Source organism: Streptomyces sp. NPDC057137 (assembly GCF_042670825.1).
Taxonomy (GTDB): domain Bacteria; phylum Actinomycetota; class Actinomycetes; order Streptomycetales; family Streptomycetaceae; genus Streptomyces.
The window spans coordinates 41,049-59,329 of sequence record NZ_JBHUUW010000051.1 but is presented as its reverse complement, the minus strand read 5'-3'; the positions used below and the strand labels follow the sequence as shown (position 1 = coordinate 59,329).

12 protein-coding genes are annotated in these 18,281 nt (G+C 70.5%); 3 read left to right on the top strand and 9 right to left on the bottom strand.

What is annotated here, in order from left to right; all coding sequences use genetic code 11:
• Window positions 1-174: 174 nt before the first annotated feature.
• The 4 genes from ACFT9I_RS30165 to ACFT9I_RS30150 form a co-directional block, all read right to left on the bottom strand.
• A complete protein-coding gene (locus ACFT9I_RS30165; RefSeq protein WP_382569432.1) occupies window positions 175-1,749 on the bottom strand; it encodes a sodium:solute symporter family protein in 1,575 nt (524 codons plus the stop codon).
• A gap of 507 nt (window positions 1,750-2,256) precedes the next feature.
• Window positions 2,257-2,466 carry a DUF397 domain-containing protein gene (locus ACFT9I_RS30160; RefSeq protein ID WP_078494319.1) on the bottom strand — a complete coding sequence of 70 codons (210 nt, stop codon included), beginning with the start codon at window positions 2,464-2,466 and terminating at the stop codon, window positions 2,257-2,259.
• Window positions 2,467-2,651: 185 nt separating this feature from the next.
• Complete coding sequence (locus ACFT9I_RS30155) at window positions 2,652-3,509, bottom strand: helix-turn-helix domain-containing protein (protein ID WP_382569430.1); 858 nt, start codon at window positions 3,507-3,509, stop codon at window positions 2,652-2,654.
• A 291-nt stretch (window positions 3,510-3,800) separates the two neighbouring features.
• Window positions 3,801-4,523, bottom strand: a complete 723-nt coding sequence (locus tag ACFT9I_RS30150) for a GPP34 family phosphoprotein (RefSeq protein WP_381930669.1) — start codon at window positions 4,521-4,523, stop codon at window positions 3,801-3,803.
• A 504-nt stretch (window positions 4,524-5,027) separates the two neighbouring features.
• Here ACFT9I_RS30150 and ACFT9I_RS30145 point away from each other — a divergent pair.
• Both ACFT9I_RS30145 and ACFT9I_RS30140 read left to right on the top strand, forming a co-directional pair.
• Entirely contained in the window at window positions 5,028-7,544 is a 2,517-nt protein-coding gene (locus tag ACFT9I_RS30145) for a serine hydrolase (RefSeq protein ID WP_382569428.1), read from the top strand.
• A gap of 178 nt (window positions 7,545-7,722) precedes the next feature.
• A complete protein-coding gene (locus tag ACFT9I_RS30140; RefSeq protein WP_382569426.1) occupies window positions 7,723-9,579 on the top strand; it encodes an MFS transporter in 1,857 nt (618 codons plus the stop codon).
• Between the two features lie 47 nt (window positions 9,580-9,626).
• Here ACFT9I_RS30140 and ACFT9I_RS30135 read toward each other — a convergent pair whose 3' ends face one another.
• From ACFT9I_RS30135 to ACFT9I_RS30115, 5 genes are all read right to left on the bottom strand, one after another.
• On the bottom strand, window positions 9,627-10,712 hold the full coding sequence (locus ACFT9I_RS30135) for a C40 family peptidase (RefSeq protein WP_382569424.1): 1,086 nt from the start codon (window positions 10,710-10,712) through the stop codon (window positions 9,627-9,629).
• Between the two features lie 52 nt (window positions 10,713-10,764).
• On the bottom strand, window positions 10,765-11,247 hold the full coding sequence (locus ACFT9I_RS30130) for a poly-gamma-glutamate biosynthesis protein PgsC/CapC (RefSeq protein WP_354607488.1): 483 nt from the start codon (window positions 11,245-11,247) through the stop codon (window positions 10,765-10,767).
• Window positions 11,244-12,950 (bottom strand): poly-gamma-glutamate synthase PgsB, encoded by a 1,707-nt coding sequence (gene pgsB / locus ACFT9I_RS30125; protein ID WP_382569421.1) that lies wholly within the window; start codon window positions 12,948-12,950, stop codon window positions 11,244-11,246. The genes ACFT9I_RS30130 and pgsB overlap by 4 nt, the downstream gene beginning before the upstream one ends.
• Before the next feature lie 6 nt (window positions 12,951-12,956).
• Window positions 12,957-15,323, bottom strand: a complete 2,367-nt coding sequence (locus tag ACFT9I_RS30120; protein WP_382569420.1) for a HAMP domain-containing protein — start codon at window positions 15,321-15,323, stop codon at window positions 12,957-12,959.
• 621 nt (window positions 15,324-15,944) lie between these two features.
• Complete coding sequence (locus ACFT9I_RS30115) at window positions 15,945-17,240, bottom strand: CapA family protein (protein ID WP_382569418.1); 1,296 nt, start codon at window positions 17,238-17,240, stop codon at window positions 15,945-15,947.
• Window positions 17,241-17,260: 20 nt separating this feature from the next.
• Between ACFT9I_RS30115 and ACFT9I_RS30110 the strand changes: the two genes are divergently transcribed.
• A complete protein-coding gene (locus tag ACFT9I_RS30110; protein ID WP_382569416.1) occupies window positions 17,261-18,253 on the top strand; it encodes a hypothetical protein in 993 nt (330 codons plus the stop codon).
• Window positions 18,254-18,281: the final 28 nt, after the last annotated feature.

Here is an 18,281-nt window from a genome sequence, read left to right as displayed (position 1 = left end):
GTTTGCAGCCCGTCCGGCGCTTGAGGACAACCACCCACCGGCCGGAACGACTTCAGCCCGTCCGGCGTTTGAGGACAGAACCCGCAGCCCGTCCGGCGTTTGAGGACGAACCGGCAACCGGCCGGGCCCGGTGAAGCAAGTCCGGGCCCGGCACCAGGCCGAGACGCCCACCCGTCAGCCGGAGGCGCCCTCGCGGCCGAGCTGCTTCGTGTCGCCCGGCTCCGACGGCACCGGCACCGTGCCGCGCGCGTCCGAGCCGTCGTCGTCGTTGTTGATCTTCTGCAGCACCGCGTCGCGCTCCGGTGTGTCCTCCGGCTTGACGAAGCCGATCACGATGTAGAGGACGAGCGAGACGGCGAGCGGGATGGACACCTGGTACTGGAGCGGCACTCCGCCGTCCACGTTCCAGCTGATCGGATAGTTGACCAGCCAGAAGGTGACCAGACCGACACCCCAGCTGACCAGCGCGGCCGTGGGACCGCTCTTGCGGAACCAGGGCAGCAGACCCAGCATCAGCGGGATCGCGATCGGCCCCATGAGCCCGGCGACCCACTTGATGACGACGGTGATGATGTCGCCGAAGAAGGGCGAGGTGACCTGTGTCGCGATGGCCATCGACAGACCGAGGAAGAGCAGCGTCGTCCAGCGGGCGGCCAGCAGCCCGACCCGGGTGTCCCACTCCCGTGCCTTACGGGATATCGCGGGCATGATGTCGCGGGTCACGACCGCCGCGATGGCGTTCGCGTCCGACGAGCACATGGCCATCGTGTGCGAGAAGAAACCGACGATGACCAGACCCAGCAGGCCGTGCGGCAGGAGCTGTTCGGCCATCAGCGCGTAGCTGTCGGCCGGCACGTCCGTGTCGATGAGGACCGGCGCGACCCACATCGGGAAGAACAGCACCAGCGGCCAGACCAGCCACAGCACGGCCGACAGGGTCGCGGAGCGCGTCGCGGACTTCGCGGAGTCGGTCGCCATGTAGCGCTGCGCCTGGTTCCACATGCCGCCGTTGTACTCGAAGGTCTTGATGAACAGATACGCGATCAGGAAGACCATCATGTATGGCCCGGCCAGCGGCTCCGTGTGGCCCTGGAGCTCGGGCTCGTCCCAGACGTTCCACAGGCTGCTGAACCCGCCCAGCTCCGCCAGGACGGCGACGAGCATCGCGATACCGGCGATGAACTGGATGATGAACTGGCCCAGTTCGGTCAGCGCGTCGGCCCACAGCCCGCCCACCGTGCAGTAGACCGCGGTCACCGCGCCCGTGATCAGGATGCCCATGTTGAGCGAGACACCGGTGAAGACGGACAGCAGGGTCGCGATGGCGGCCCACTTGGCGCCGACGTCCACGATCTTCAGCAGCACGCCCGACCAGGCGAGCGCCTGCTGGGTGGGCAGGTTGTAGCGGTTCTTGAGATATTCGAGCGGCGACGAGACATGCAGCCGCGAGCGCACCCGGTTGAGCCGGGGAGCGAAGAGCTTGGCCCCGATCGCGATGCCGATGGCGATGGGGAACGACCAGGTGACGTACGAGGTGATGCCGTAGGTGTACGCGATGGCCGCGTACCCGGTGAACATCACCGCGCTGTAACCGGACATGTGGTGCGAGATGCCGGAAAGCCACCACGGCATCTTGCCGCCGGCCGTGAAGTAGTCATGGACGTCGCCCACGCGCTTGTGGGACCAGACGCCGATCGCGACCATCACACCGAAGTATCCGATGAGCACGGTCCAGTCGAGACTGTTCATGTGCCCCCTCCAGGGGTCCGCCTTGTGAACGTTGGTGCTCTTCGTCAGTGCGTCCGGTCAGCGGCGCCCCCGTGCGGGAGCGGGGACTTCGGGGATTGAATCGCTACTCACGCCAGTGGGTCAAGGGTTCCAGCGGTCATAAATGTGAACGTGGGTCAGAAAGCCGAACGATTTTACTAGTTCTTGACCTGGTGGGGCGTTGTCGTGAACGTGACGGGAACCACACGATGGGTGGGCGCTTCGTCAGAACGCGGTAGTAGGTAGCAGTACCGCAACGCAACAGAAACGACCGCACGGGATGCGGGTCCCGTGCGGCCGAGAGGGAGTTCGTGTGAAGTGAGGGCATGGCCGAGCCCCCTCGGCCAGGACGGCGGACAGGTCGAGAGGGCTCATTCCGTGCTGTGGGGCTCTGTTGCTGGGTGGTGCCGGTGGTGCCGGTGGTGCCGGTGATGCCGGGTGGTGCGGTGGCGCTGTGCGGCTCAGTTGGGGCGGTGGGGGGTAACGGGCTCAGCCGAGATCGAAGGCGCCCTGGTTCATCTCCTGCACGAATGTGGTCCACGATCCGGGGACAAAGGTGATCGACGGACCCTCGGGGGCCTTTGAGTCGCGTACGGCAATTGCCTGCACGACGGGAGACTTGACCTCGACGCATGCGCCGTTTCCGCCGGAGTACGAGGACTTGGTCCAGGTGTCCGTAGCGCCCTGAAGAATTGCCATGTTCGGTTCGCTCCGATTCAGCAAGTGGTGTCAATACGCCAACTTCTTGCTGGCAAGATCGACGCTACTAGCCGCGATCGACGCGTGGGGCGGCCGTTCACTCGACCGGATGAGATATCCCGGTGGACCCTTTCGGTACGAGTCCACCGGGTGTATTCTGCCGCCCCTGCTTCTCTCGAACTCCCTTAGCGGGCGTATCCCTTGGCGATGTCCGAGATGAACTCGCGCGTCTGGTCCGCATTCAACGCCTGCGCGCGAAGGTGTTCGTACATCACGCTGTACTTCTGGACGTCGTTCGCCTTCTCCAGATAAAGATCACTCGTGACGCCCTCGATGTAGACCACGCTCGAATCCGTGGCGTCCGGGAATTCGAGGATCGCGTAATGCCCGCTGATGCCCGGATGGGCGCCCATCTCGAACGGCAGCACCTGCACCGTGACATGGGGGAGCTGCGACAGCTCGACCAGGAACTCCAGCTGCTCGCGCATCAGATGCCTGCCGCCGACCACGCGGCGCAGCGCCGACTCGTCGATCACGGCCCAGAGCCGCAGCGGCAGTTCGGGCGCGTTGACCCGCTCCTGGCGGCGTACCCGTACGCTGACGCGCTTCTCGACGTCCGTGGGTGAGGTCTCCGGGAGCGCGCCGGTGATCAGCGCCTCCGCGTAGCCCCGGGTCTGGAGCAGGCCGGGCACGACCTGCGGTTCGTACACACGCAGCGAGGCGGCGTCCGTCTCCAGGCCGATGTAGACGCTGTACGGGATATCGCCGAAGGCGTGCCACCAGCCTTGCTGGCGCGAGTCCTTGGCCATCTGCATCAGCGACTCGACAATGCGGTTGTCCTCGACCTCGTACACACCGCAGAGGTCGCGGACATCGCGCTGGCTGATGGAACGGCGACCGTTCTCAAGACGGCTGATCTTCGACTGGGAGACCAGCAGGCGCTCCGCCACCTCCTCGGCCGTCATGCCTTTGACCTCGCGGAGCCGGCGCAGCTCCTGGCCCAATCGGCGTCGCCTGACGGTGGGATTGACACTGGACGCCACGGAAACGGCACCTCCTGCTGAGTAACTGCGTAGCTCTGTGTGTCTACGTCTCAGCAGACTGCCACCGATGGCCCCAACTGCGCTGGAAAACAGCCACAGAGGGGAAAGCACGGGCGGTAAGTGGACACGGCGCGGCCGGAGCCTGTATTCGGGCGCGCGACGCGCGGGGCAGCCGGTTGTACGGCTGACCCCGCGCGTCCTTTGCGGCTCCCGAACCGGGTCTCTGGGGACGTCGGCGCGGCGGATTGCGATACCCGCGTGCGGTCGTGTCCGTGTTCCGTCCGTGCTTTCTCAGTGCGCCGCGACGCGGGCCATGCCGCCCGCGCGCTGCGGCTGCATCGGTACGGCCGGCGGTCGGCCTCCCGGTGCGGGATTACGGCGCGGCTGAGCGGCCACACCGTTCTGGACGTCCATCACGGCATGCGCCACGAGACCGCCCATGGGGTCGTGTCTGATCAGGTCCCGGAGCCGGGAGCGCGACGAGCGCCCCTCGTTCCCGGGGTACAGGTGCTTGCCCAGTCCGACCGCGTGGGCCAGTGCGGCGAGCGCCGCGGTCCGCGGGTCCGGCGGTACGCCGGTGCGGATCGCACTGTCCAGCCGTGACCTGATGTCGCGGCTGATCGCTGTCTCCGTCGCCTGGTAGCGAGTCGTCGGCAGCACTCCGCACATCTGGCCCGCCACGGCATGAACCATGCCGCACCGCTCCAGATGCGAGAGGTAAATCTGGCGGAGCCCCAGTCGGGGCCCGCCGATCCAGTGAACTGCGCGAACCGGGCTGCCGCGTCGGCGCAGCAGTTCCAGCGCGGAGTCCAGAGTCGGATCTCCGGTCGGCCGCGGCATCACCACGGCGATACGATCCCCGTCAGGGGCTATCCGTCCTGCCAGAGCCAGCTCTACAAGCTGGGCTCCGGCCAGGCCGAGGTCGAGCGACTGCGGCTGCGCTGTGGTACCCGTGGCCGGGTCCAGAGCGAGCAACAGGAGCTCCTCCGGAATACTTCTGCGGCTCTTGCCCATCCATGCCTCCCCGCGTGGATGAATGACAGGGTGACCCCTCTCACATTGGTCTGTCGAGAGTGCCTGGCCGCTTTGTACGGGAACCGTTATGTATGTCGTTCTCGTCTGGCACTTGAGCTGTGGTTTCACACAGGACACTGATAATCGGTTCGGAGAGTGCGGCGGCGGAGCGCGCGAGCGCCGCCAGGGCCGCACATCGCATGAGGAGGCACGGTGGCGGGCGAGTCCCCCGACAAGTCGGAGCAGCGGAAGTCGTCGGGGGAGGCGACGCCGACCTCGACGTCGCCTCAGGACGCTCAGGAACAGGACCCGAGGTTCGCGGTCTTCCGTGAGTCGGCTGCGGCTGCCACTGCCGGGGAGGCGGATCAGCCGGCTGCCAACGGCAAGGACGCGACGGCGGCGACGGACGGTTCCTCGGACGCCCCTGCCGACCGGTCGGCGGCCGTTTCCGAGGCTCGGGGGGCATCGGACGGCTCCGGGGCTCCTGAGGCCGCTGAGGCGCGTGTGACGGCTTCTGAGGGGTCTTCGGCGGGGTCGCCCACGGGCGGGCGGGAAGCGGAACCGGCAGCGGACGCCGCCGCGAAGGCCGTGCGACCGGCGGACACGGCCGATCCGGAGGCGGAACGCGAACCGGAGCCCGAACTGGAATCCACGACCGAACCGAAGTCCGAGTCGCCGTCGGAGCGGGGCGCCGAGCCCGGATCCGCGTTCACGACGGCGAAGCCGGAGGCCACGCCTACGTCGCGGCCCACCCCCGACGAGCCCGGCGTCGACCAGCGGACGGCCGTCTTCAAGGCGTTGAAGCCCGCGCCGGAGTCCGCGCCTGCTGCCGCGCCGGGGTCCGAGGGCCGATCCGATTCCCGTACGGCGGCCGACGCCGGGCCGCAGTCGTCGGCTGAGGTCACGCCGGGCGGGCGTGACGGCGCGTCGGCGAAGCCGGACGGTACGTCCAAGTCCCGGTCCGCCTCCGGCGAACCGGAAGCCGAGCGCGGGTCCGCGACCGACTCGTCCGAGGTTGATCGGAAGACCGCGGTCTTCAAGACGTCGCAGTCAGAACAGTCAGAACAGTCCGAGAAGTCGGCGTCGCAGCGGGCGGTGGGCGAGCCCGCGTTCGCGCCGGCGAAGCCGGAAGCCGCACCGAAGTTGCGGCCCACCTCCGACGAGGCCACGTCGCGGCCCGAGGGCCGATCCGATTCCCGTACGGCGGCCGACGCCGGGCCGGGCGGGCGCGACAGCGCGTCGGCGAAGTCGGACGGCACGTCCGAGTCCCGGTCCGCCTCCGCCGAACCGGAAGCCGGGTCCGGGTCTGCGGCCGATGAGGACGGCGTCGATCGGAAGACCGCGGTCTTCAAGGCGTTGAAGCCCACATCCGAGCCCCCGTTCGCGCCTGCGAAGCCGGACAGCTCGCCGAAGGCGGACGGCGCGCCCCCGTCCCGACCCACCCCGGCCAAGCCGGAAGCCGGGCAGGACGCCGAGTCCAAGTCCGACACCGGGTCCGACGAGCCCGGCGTCGATCGGAAGACCGCCGTCTTCAAGGCGCTCAAGCGGCCCGGGGTCGACCAGCCCACCGCCATGCTCAAGCTCCCGCCGCAGACGCCCGCCCCCGCCCCGAGCGAGTTGCCCGCCGAGCGCACCAGCAGGTTCGTGCCTCTGCGGGCCGACGAGGTGCGGGTGCCCGCGAAGCCCGCGGGTGGGCCCGTTGTCGAGGCCGAGCGGACGCGGCAGCAGCCCATGCCGCCGTTGCCGCCGCTCGATCTGCTCGCCGAGCTGACCAACAAGCCGGCGCCGCCCGAGACTCCGACCCGTACCGTCGTCAGGCGGGTCAAGATCTGGACGCCGCTGCTCGTGCTCGTACTGATCATCTTTGCGGTCGTACAGTTCGTGCGTCCGCTCCCGACGCCCTCGCTGAACCTCACGGCGAAGTCGACGTACACCTTCGAGGGCGACAAGCCCGCGCTGCCGTGGCCCGGTGAGGGCCAGGGCTTCATGGCGGCGACCGGGCTCGGCACGGTCGACTCGTTCGGTGAGCAGAAGGCCGTGCCGATCGGCAGTGTGGCCAAGGCCATGACGGCGTACGTCGTCCTGCAGGACAAGCCCCTGAAGAAGGGCGAGAAGGGTCCGTCCATCACGGTCGACGCCAAGGCCGAGGAGGACGGCGGGCTCGACGCGCAGGGCGAGTCGACGCTCAACACCGTGAAGGAGGGCGACAAGCTCACCCAGCACGACGCGCTGGCCGCCCTCATGATCCCGTCCGCGAACAACATCGCCCGCCTGCTGGCCCGTTGGGACACGAACGGCTCCGAGGAGGAGTTCGTCAAGAAGATGAACGACACCGCCGAAGAGCTGGGCATGAAGAACACCACGTACACCGACCCGTCCGGCCTCGACGCGACGACGGTCAGCTCTGCCGAGGACCAGGTGAAGCTCGGCCAGAAGCTGGTCGAGATCGAGGCGCTGATGGACATCACCAAGCTCCCCCAGTGGACGGACCCGTCGGGCAAGACCTGGCGGAACTACAACACCCTCGTCCCGTACGACGGCGCGCTCGGCATCAAGACCGGCTCGACCACCAAGGCGGGCGGCAATCTCCTCTTCGCCGCGCACAAGATGGTCGGCGACACCGACCAGCTGATCGTCGGCGCGGTCCTCGGCCAGCACAAGTCGCCGATCATCGACACCGTCAACGCGGTGAGCAAGGACGTCATGCGCGCGACGCAGGACGAACTGGAGGGCGCGACGATAGTGAAGAAGGGCCAGGTCGTCGGCGAGGTCGACAACGGCATGGGGACGACCGTGCCGGTCGTCGCCGTCGAGGACGTGAAGGCCGTCGGCTGGTCGGGTCTCACCGTCAAGCTCGAACTGACCAGCGGTGCCAAGGCCGTACCGGAGACCGCCGCCGCCGGGACGCACGTCGGCACGCTCACCGTGGGCGAGGGCAAGAGCCAGGTCGAGGTGGCCGTCGCGCTCCAGGGCGACCTGACCGAGCCCACGTTCGGCGACAAGCTGACGCGGGTCGGCTGACCCGGCACGGGAGGGCGCCGGAAATGGCGCCCTCCCCGCCCCTGGCCGCGTGCTAGCGTCCGATCAAGGGCAGCCAGGCAACTCGGGACGCGTGGACGGCGTCCTTACTTCCTCCAGGGCCGGACGGACCGCAGGGGGGCCGGCACACCGGGCTGACGGTGAGACGGGGAGAGTCGCAGTGACCACCGCTGAGCCGACGCGCGCCGACGGCAGCACCAGCACGAGCAGCAGTACGAGTACAAGCACCAGTACGAGCACAACGCCGCCCACCGGGGCGACGGGGAAGACCGTGGGGGCCGGCCAGGCCCCCGAGCCCGCCAAGGACCTGCGCAGCCGCGTGCTGCGGCACCCCGTCCTGCTCACCGGCGTGGTCGCCGGGATCGTGCACGTCCTCTGGTTCTTCTTCCTCGCGAACAGCGGCGGCGACATCGCCGCGCAGGACGCGTGGGCCGAGTTCGTCGGCCGCCACCCGGACTCCGCGTACAACCTCGCCTGGTACGGCGGGATGCACCCCGTCTCGTACAGCGTCGTCTCGCCGTACCTCATGTCGCTGCTCGGCGTCCGTACGACGATGATGATCGTAGGGACCGTCTCGGCCGCCCTGACCTCGCTGATCCTCTACCGCGTCAAGGCCGTCCGGAATCCGCTGGCGTGCTCGTTCGCCGGGGTCTTCGCCTTCCTCTGCAACGCGCTCTCCGGCCGTGTGACGTTCGGTCTCGGCACGATGTTCGCGCTCGGCGCCGTCGCCGCCGTCTTCTGCTGGCCGCACCGCTGGCGCTACAAGCGCTGGGCCAAGGGCGTCGTCGCCGCGCCCCTCGCCGGGCTCGCGACGGCCGCCAGTCCCGTGGCGGGACTGTTCCTCGGTGTCGTCGCCGCCGCGCTCTTCCTCAACAAGCGGCGTCCCGGCGCGTACGCGGTCGGGCTCGCCCCGGTCGCCGTCGTCGCGCTCTCCGCCTGGCTGTTCCCGTTCTCCGGCACACAGCCGATGTCGCTCGGGACCGCGTCGCTGCCCTTCCTCTTCGCCGTCGTCGCCTTCTTCCTCGTGCCGCGCGACTGGCACACGGTCCGTACCGCCGCCGCCGTCTACGGCATCGGGACCCTGCTGACCTGGGTCATCGACTCCCAGATCGGCTCCAACGTGTCGCGGCTCGCGATGATCGTCGGCGGTGTGGTGCTGCTCGCCGCGCTGCCGTACGCCGTGCCGCGCTCACGCAAGTGGTACGCGCTGGTGCTGGCCTTCGCCGCGTTCAACTTCTGGATCGGCTACAAGGGCGTCGACGACATCATCCGCACCGCGCCCACCGCGTCCTGGACCCGTGAACTGGCGCCGCTGGTCAACGAGTTGCAGGAGGTCGGCGCCGAGCGCGGCCGGGTGGAGGTCGTCCCCGCCAGCAGCCACCGCGAGGCGTCGGCGCTCGCGCCGTACGTCAACCTGGCCCGTGGCTGGAACCGGCAGGCCGACATGGAGCGCAACCCGCTCTTCTACGACGACAGCCTCACCGACGACAGCTACCGCGCCTGGCTCGACCGCTGGGCCGTCCGCTACGTCGTGCTGCCCAAGGGCCGCCCGGACAACGGCGCGGGCCTGGAGGCGGAGCTCGTACAGCGCGGCCTGCCCTATCTGAACCACCTGTGGGGCGACGCCAACTGGCAGCTCTACGAGGTCCAGGACCCGATGCCGCTGGCCGACCCGCCGGCCGTCGTGCGGGAGGCGTCGGCCAACGAGCTGACCATAGAGGTGAAGACCGCCGGAAGGGTGCTGATCCGCATCCCGTACTCGCGCTGGCTCGCCGTCGTGGACGAGAAGGGCGAGAGCCTGGACCGCCCGGAGGAGACAGCCGCGTCCAAGGCGGACGAGGACGGCCCCAAGAAGTTCACCAACCCCAACGGCTGTGTGTTCCGGGCCGAGAAGAACACGGAGGGCGACGAGTGGACGGAGCTGCTGGCCCCGCGCCCGGGGACGTACCGTATCTCCGCTCCGTACCAACTCCGTCCGGGCACACCCTGCCCCGAGGAACTGCGCGACGAGGGCTGACGACCGCCCCCGCCGCACCGCTCCCGCCGCGCTCCTGGACCAGTGGCTCAGAGGCGCTTGGCGCTGCGCAGCGTCTTCGCGTAGTAGCCGTTGCCGTCCAGGCGTGACGTGCCGCCCTTGTCGCCGATCGTCGGGCCGTTGACCTCCTCGCGGCTGGACACGAATATCTGGTGGCCGTCGGTGTCGACGCCCAGATAGATCCCGACGTGGTCCAGCCGCTCCTTGGTCCGCGCGTCGAGCTTGAAGAACACCAGGTCGCCCGGCTGCAGCACGCTGATCGACTTCGGCCGCTCGAACGGCGTGCTGCCCCGCAGCTTGATGATGTCGGTGCCGGTCCCCTCCGCGCGGGCCATGCCGTTGGCGGTACGCGGCAGTCCGTCACCGCTCTTGTCGTCCGCCATCAGCGGGAACCGGCCCCGGTAGCCGAAGACCGTCCGGATGAAGCCCGAGCAGTCGATGGAGCGGTAGCGCTTCTGCTCCGGCTGGATGGTCGTGCCGTCGCGGAAGGTGTACGGAATGCCCAGGTAGTCGTAGAAGTCCGACTGTTCGAGCCGGTAGTCCGCGCCCTCACTGCCCTCGGGGTTGATCGGGCCGAAGTCCGCGTCACCGGCGTACGGGGTGCCCTCGTCGTCCTCCTTGACCGGGGCGCCCTCGACGTACTGGAAGGCGTACGCGAACAGGTCGTCCTCCTCGCTGCCGTAGAACTCCTCGAACCAGTCCTTGAACCACTTCTCCTTCTCGGCGGCCTTCTTCCACGGCTCGGGCATCAGCCGCACCCAGTTCTCCGTCACCACCCGGGACTTGGTGCTCGTCGGCTCGGAGAAGGTACGGCTCGGCCCGGTCAGCGTCGCGGTGCGCGCGCCGTCGGTGAAGGTGGCGAGTACGGCCCCGCTCCCGGAGCGCAGCACGGAGCGCTCGGGGTTCTTCAGCCGCTCCCACTTCTGCTCGCCGGACCGCGTGTCCCCGGCCGACGTCAGGTCCGGGGTGTCCGTGATCGCCTGGACGGCGGGCGCCTTCGCCTGCTCGTCCTTGCGGAGTTCGACGGTGAGGTACGCGCTGCCCGCGAGCAGCGCGATGACGGTGGTCGCGTGCAGGACGCGGCGGCCACCGCGTTTCTTGGCCTTGGCACTCATGAGAGGTCAGCTCCGGAGGCTTCAGTGGGCACGTGGGCGGTCGGTCGGCCGGTCACGTGGTGGGCAGGGCGCCGAGCAGGATGCCGGCGGTGAGGACGACGTACGCCATGAGCGTGACCGTGCCGGTGGCGAGGATGGTCGCCCCCTTCGGCTGGCGGACGAGCTGGTACGCGATGAGGCCCGGCACGATGAAGCCGAGCGTCTGGTTCGCGTACAGCAGGGGGAACTCCAGCGACAGCACGAACATCACCGTGGCCTGGAGAAGCACGCCGATGAGGACGACGGCGGAGAAGAGGCGCTTTCCGTAGAGGATCACGAAGCGCTGGACGAGGAGCGTGCTCACGTACGTCAGCACGGTCACGCCGACGACCATGGCGGCACGCTGGAGGTCCTCGACGAGGGTCAGCGCCAGCCAGCCGGGGGTGATCATGCCGCCGGGGGAGAGGTTGGTCGTCAGATAGCAGATCAGGGAGAACATCAGGCCCAGGCCGATGCCTATCGCGGCGATCTCGGGCGTGAGGACTGCGGGGATCAACGGGGTTCTCCAGGATTCTGCGGAGTGTGCGGGGTGCGGGGGGTCTGCGGGGGCTGTGGCTCGTGCCCGGGTCGGTGCTCGGGGGCGTGCCCGGGTTCGTGCTCGTCCGGCGCGGGGCCCGGCATCCGCACGGGCTCGAAGGGGCCGCGCGGTTTGGCGGCGGCCGGCCGCTGGTAGCGCTCCTCGTACGCCTGGGGGTAGGGCTGGAACGGGTCGATGTGGGGCGAGTAGCGCTGGAGCTTCATCGTCTCGTCGTGGCGCGGGTGTTCAGCGGTGCCGCCCGACGAAGCGGGGGCGGCGGGGGTGGTGGGCGCGGGCGGTTGCCCGGTCAGCCGGGCGACCAGCTCGGTGGCCGGCTCGATCGCGCGCCTGGGGGTCTGCTGCGGTACGACGACCACCGGGAGCGCCGCGGTCGCGGCCGGGTCGGCGGCCGGGGCCGGGGCAGGGGTCGGAAGCACCGCCGGGGTCCCTGTTGACGCGGGGACCGGGTCCGCTTCCGCTTCCGCCTCCGGGTCCGGCGTCTCGTCCGCCGGCAGCTCCGCCAGGTGCTCCAGCAGCAGCTCGCCCTGACCGTGGATGTTGCCGATCGCGACCAGCGACGAGTCCGGCCCGAGCTGCGCCAGCAACTCCCGCATGAACTCCTCGGGATCGCGCTTGTCACCGCCCAGGTCCACCGCGCGCGAACGCCACTCCGCCGGAATCGCGTCGATCGCGCTCTTCGCCGGGTGCCCGATGACGAACACCTTGTCCGGCTGGAGGTCGGGGACGATCTCGCCCATCTGCCCGTTGCGCTCGACTCGGTCGGGACGGCAGTTGATGACGACGTTCAGCGGGCGGGAGATCGCGCCCAGGTCGAGCAGCTGGTTGATGTTCATCAGCGTCGACTCGGGGTCGTTCGCGGCGAAGACGTTCGCGAACCGCAGCCGGTTGCCCTCCGGCGTGAGATACCGCTCGACCGACAGGACACCCGGGTCCGGCGGCGCGTCGTACATGCCCTGGAGCGCCGTCTCGCGCTCCACGCCCATCAGTTCGGCGACCTTCAGCGCGATCGACACGTTCTCCTTGAACGTGAACCAGCTGAAGCCGCGCAGCTCCTCGTCGCTGACCGTCTCCGGGTCCGCGTAGATCAACTGGCAGTTCCGCGCGTCCGCCTCCTCCTGGAGGATGTCGAATCGTTCCTTCTCCGCCGTGACACAGATGCCGTCCTCCGGCATCGAGCGCGACAGCGAGCGCGCGACGTCGTCCAGCGTCGGCCCCATCTCGGCGAGATGGTCCTCACGGACGTTGCACAGCACGCCGATCGTGGAGCGGATCAGCTTGGACTGGTTGATCTCCTGGAGGGCCGGCATGACGGCCATGCACTCGATGACCAGCGCGTCGGGGTTGTACGACGCGGCGCGCCGTACGATCCCGATCTGCTCCACCACGTTGGCGATGCCGAACTTCCGGTAGACCGGCTCCTCGGTCGCGTCCGGGTGGATGAAGCGGGCGGCCGTGCCGGTGGTCTTGGCGACGGTGACCAGGTCGCCGCCGCGCAGTGCGCCCGCGCAGAGGCGGGTGATGGAGGACTTGCCGCGGATGCCGTTGACCAGCACGCGGGCGGGGATGCGGTCGAGGTTGGTGAAGTGGCGGCGCTGCTCGACGACGCCGGCGACCAGCAGGAAGGCGGAGCACACCAGCAGGACGGTGTAGAGGAAGAGCACGGTCGGTCAGTTCCTTCCGGCGGGTGCGCGCACAGGGGCGGCGGCGGGGGCCGTCGCCCCCGCGCTGTCCCGTTTGCGTTGTTCGAGCACCTGCTGGCGCAGCAGTTCCAGGGAGCGGGCGATGGCGCCGACCTCGTCGTGGTGGCGCGGGTAGAGCACGGTGCGGCGGTCGCCGTCCGCCAGCGCCTCGGCCTGCTTGGCCACCTCGCGCAGCGGCCGTACGACGACGATGTGCAGCCAGCCCAGACAGGCCGCGGCCGCGGTGATGCCGAGGAGGCCGGCCAGGACGGTGCGGTTCTGGAGGTTGTACTCCGGGATCGCCAGTCCGGCGGCCGGCTGCCAGCTCACCACCATCCAGTTGAGCGACTTGGCGGCGCCGCCGCCGACGAACGGGGCCGCGCCCGCGACCTGCACGCCGCTGCCGTCGCGGTAGACGACACCGCCCGCGCGGGCGCTGATGCCGGTCTTCTGGCTGGTGCCCGCGGCCAGTTCCTCCAGCCGCGCGGAGGGCAGGTCCTCGAAGGCCAGATAGCCCGAATTGCCGCCGAGGACACGCCTTTCGGCGTCGACGACACGGATCTCGCCGAGGCCCGGCCGCTTGAGGAGGGAGTTGATGAAGTCGATACGGAACTCGCCGATGACCGTGCTGCCGTCGCGTCCCGGCAGTTCGGCGTAGCTCGCGATGACCGGCTCCGTACCGGAGTCGTTGAGGACGGTGATGGGGTCGGCGAACGGACGGCCGTCCTTGCTGTCGCCCTTCTTGTCCTCGGGCAGCCGGGGGGACTCGCCGGACTGCGCCAGGATCTTGCCGTCGGCGGCGCGTACGTACAGGGAGCGGTAGCGCGTGTGGTCGGTACGGGTGCGGTCCAGGACCTTCGTCATGTCCTCGGGCGAGGTGCGCGCGCCGAGCAGACCGGCGACGGACACCAGGTCGGCGTGGCCTTCGTTGAGCGAGCGGCGTACCCGGTCGGAGAGGGTGTCGGTGCGCTCGCGCTGGTCGTTGGTGATCTGTTCCGGTACGACGGCGGTGGCGTCGGCCCGGTTGAGCAGGAGCAGCATCGGGGCGGACCAGACGAGCAGCAGGATGCCGCTGACGGCGAGCAGGGCGCGGGCCCCGATCCGGCCTCGGCGGCCGGGCCGTGCGGTGTTCCTGCCGCCGGGCGTGCCCGCCCCGGCCTCGTCCGCGTCGGAGCGCTCCCCGAGGAGCTGGCGGCGCAGCCGCTCCAGCGCCTCCCCGATCCGGGCGGCCTCGCCGTGGCGGGGCACGCGGACCGGGCGGGTCAGATCGTCGCGGGTGAGCCGCCGGCTCTCCAGGAAGAGGCGCAGCAGCGGCCGTTGGACCGTACCGAGCAGGACGCCGACGGCGAGCGCGCCGATCAGCAGCAGCGCGCCGGCGGCGAGCAGCCCGAACAGCGGGTCGGTGACCCGGGTCGGGTCCTCGGCGACGTCCACCATGGCGACGACGGTCAGCCCGAGGGAGGTGGCGACGGTGCCCTTGCCGGCCTCGGGGCCGGAGAGGGCCGCGTAACCGGCGATGGCGCGGTCACCCTGGGAGATACCGCCGCGCAGGCTGCCGCTGACGCCCAGGTAGCCGCCCTCGCCGGGGTCGTTGGCCTTCAGGGGGTGCTCGTCGGCTCGCTTGGCGGCGACCTTGGCGAACGCCGTGAGCTGCTTCTTGGAGCGCTCGATGCCGGTGCGCTGGTACTCGGTGACGACCTGTTCGCTCTCCGGGATGCCGTCGCTGCTGAGGATGCGGCCGGTGCTGTCGATGACGGCGATGGAGCGGAACTTGCCGAGGCTGATGCCGGGGAAGCGCAGGCTGCTGGAGGCGATGAGCAGTTGCTGGGGCTGTCCCTTCCAGGACAGCAGTTCGAGGGAGAGCAGCCGGGTCTCGCCGTTGGCCAGGCGCACCATGCGGGGGCTGAGCCCGTCCTTCTCGGAGAGCTTGGCGGTGTCGATCGCGGCGACGGGCACGTTCTCGCCGCGGGCGGCGAGCATCCGGCCCGAGGAGATCTCGACGACGGCGGTGCCGACCCACTTCTGGTAGACGCTGCCGATCTTGTCGACGACGGCGTCCGGCTGGGCCGGGTCTCCCGCGTTGAACAGTCCGGCGGTTCTCGCGAGGTCGGCGGCGCTCTCGTCGATGGAGGCGCGCATCGCGACGGCGCCGTCCTCCGCGAAGTGCTGCTGCGAGGTCATGACGGCCTTGGGTACGGATTCCTCGCCGGCCCGGCCGAAGCCGAGGGCCGTGATTCCGGCGAGGGAGAGCAGCAGCGCGGACAGGACCGCGATGGGCGGGCGGATGCCGCCCAAGAGGGACATGTCGGCCCGCCTGCGGACCTTGTGCCGTCGCTTCGCGGACGAAGCGGCCATGAGCGTTCCCCTTCGGGTGTTCGTGATCGGCGGGTTCTGTGCGTGCGTGCGGGCGCGCGGAGAACAGCCCCAGCCGGAAGTGTCCGACTCGCAGGCCTTGGGGAAGGTTGCACGAGGAGTGACCGGTGTGATCTACGCGACGTTTGGAGCGGGTGATTCCGTCAACGCGCGCGGGTGGGCCGGGCGGGGCCTGTCCCGGCTGGTCGGGCCGCCCGTGCCTCCGGGCGTGCCGGGCTCGTGCCGACGGTGCGGGCGCCCGGGCCGGGCGGGACGTGGCGAGCCGGCCGGGCCGGTCGCCGGCCCCAGCCCGGTCCGCCCGCGCCGGGCGGGACGCGGGGTGATCGAGTTGCCCCGGGCACGGGCAGCACGGGCAGCGCGGGCAGCGCGGGCCTGTCCCGGCCGAAGGCCGGGCCGGGCGCGCAGCGTCCGTGCCGTCGGCCGGGCTCCGGTTCCGTCCGCCGCCTCCGGCAGCGTCCCACCGGGAGGGACGTGGCGAGCCGGCCGGCCCGGTCGCCGCCCGTCCCGTCGGCACCGCCCGCTCGGCCGGGCGGCCGACCCGGTCGTCGGTCACCCCGTCGGCACCGTCCGCTCAGCCGGCCGGGCGGCGGGCGGGCGGGCAGCTCAGTCCGGCAGTTCGTTCAGCGGCCGCAGGCCGTCCTTCGAGGCGCCCCGGTTGAGCATCGTGCCCCGGGTGCGTTCGAAGGCGAGGCGGTACTGGGCGCGTTCCTCGGCGGACAGGTCCTTGTCGGTGCGCAGCGCGCCCGCGATGTCCAGCAGGCGGTGGTCCTTCGCCGCACCCTTCGCGCCGGTGGTGGACTGCTCGACGGCCTCGCCGTCCGCGGTCGCCTCGCCGTCCTCCTCCGGCGGGATCGTGACGAACGTCGGCGCGTACCGCGCCTCCACGTCCCACCCGCCGCCGGACTTCTTGTGGAACTCGAACCAGCCGATGGCGCCTTCCTCGGTCAGCCCGGACGGCACGTCGTGCCGGGCGAGCTGGTTCCCGAGGCCGTACGCGATCCAGGTGCCGTCCACCTTCTCCATCGGCTGCACCACATGCGCGTGGTGGCCGATGATCAGGTCGATACCGGTCTCCTTCGCGAGCCGCCGGCCCAGCTTGAGCTGCGAGCCGCTGGGGTCGGGATGGTGCTCCCGCCCCCAGTGGATGCTCAGGATCACCGCCTCCGCGCCGGCCTTGCGCGCCGCCTTCTCGGCGGCGGCGATCGCGTCGAACGAGGTCTTGTTGGCGACCCAGGGCTTGTCGGCCGGCAGCTCGCGCCCGTTGAACCCGAGGGTGTACGAGAGCTGCGCGACTTTCACGCCCTTCACGTCCACGATCAGCGGCTTCGCCGCCTCGGCGGCGCTGCGCGCGGAGCCGGTGTGCTTCAGCCCGGCCGCGTCCAGGGCGTCCAGGGTGCGGGTCACGCCACCGGGTCCGTCGTCCATCGTGTGGTTGGAGGCGGTCGAGCAGGTGTCGTACCCGGTCGTCTTGATCGTCTTGGTGATCTGCGGCGGCACCAGGAAGTCGGGGAAGCTCCGGAAGGGGCCCTTGGGCCCGGCCACCACCGGCTCGAAGTGGCAGATGGCCAGGTCCGCCTTGCTGATGACGGGCTTCACCCCGGCCATGATCTTGTCGAAGTCCGGTTCCGGGACGTCGTCGCCGACCTTCTTGCCGACCGCCTCGGGGACCTCGGTGACCCCGGCGTCCCGGTACCCCTGCTCGGTCAGCTGCGGGTGGATCAGGATGTCGCCCGCCGCGGCGACGGTGAAGGACGGTTCGCCCTTGGGCCCCGCCGCGTCGCTGTCGCCGTCGACGAGGGAACAGCCGGCCGCGGTCGTGGCGAGGAGCGCGAGCGTGAGTGCGACGGTGTTCCGGGGCAGGCGTATGCCTGCGATGGACGTGTTTCGGTGTGTTCTCACCCTGATACTTTCACTCGAACATGAGCCCTGATCCGACCAAAAAGATAACGGCACCGGCGAACCTGCCACGCACCGCCGTACTTCTGGCGCTCCTGGTGGCAGCGGTCGCCGTGGTCGTCCCGGCGCTCGACAGGTCCCGTACCGACGCCCCGAACCCCGGCCCCGCCCCGACCGACGGGCCCTCGCCCGGTCTGGAGCGCCGGCTCTCCTCGTACGCCACCGGGGTCGTCGCCGACTCCCGCTACCGCCCCCCGGACCGCGCCGAACGCGAGGCCCTGGCCGAGGGCGTCGCGCTGTACCTGGACGGCGAGCACGCGAAGGGCGAGCGCAGGCTGGCCGAGGTGGACTTCGGCGTACGGATCGTGCGGGACGCGCCGCGCGACGGGGGCGGGTCCGGCCGCCGGTACGCGGAGATCGCCGACCGCACGGACGAGACCCGGCGCGGCTGGGGACGGGTCTACGTCGACCTGGACACCGCGCCGCGCTACAGCGTCCAGGTCCCGCACCCGGTCGCCGACGCGTACACCGACCGGCTCGGGGCGGGCATACTGCGCGGCGCGCCGGGCGGGGTCCTGGTCATCGCGGGCGCCCACCGCCGGGCGGGCGACGGGAACGCGGCCGATGTCGCCCACCGCCGGGACACCGTCTTCCACGCGGTCTCCGCCGAACTCGTCGCCCGCGGGCTCCCCGCCATCCAGGTCCACGGCTACGCCGACAGCAGCGTCCCCGGCCGCGATCTCGTCGTCTCCACCGGCGCGGGCGACCGCGCCCGCCCCCAAGGGCGCACGCTCGCGGACGCGTTGGACGACGACGGGTTCCGGGTCTGCCGGGCCTGGGAGGACACGTGCCCGCTCGAAGGGCGGAACAACAAGCAGGGGAGGCTCGCCGCCGACGAGGGGGTGCCGTTCCTGCACGTCGAGGTGAGCCGGGCGGTGCGCGGCGACGCGGCGCGCACGGCGCGGGCGGTCGCGGCGATGGCGACGGCGGTACGGGAGTGGGCAGCCGGAAATTGACCTGCGGGGTCCCCGCCCGCCGGTGCAC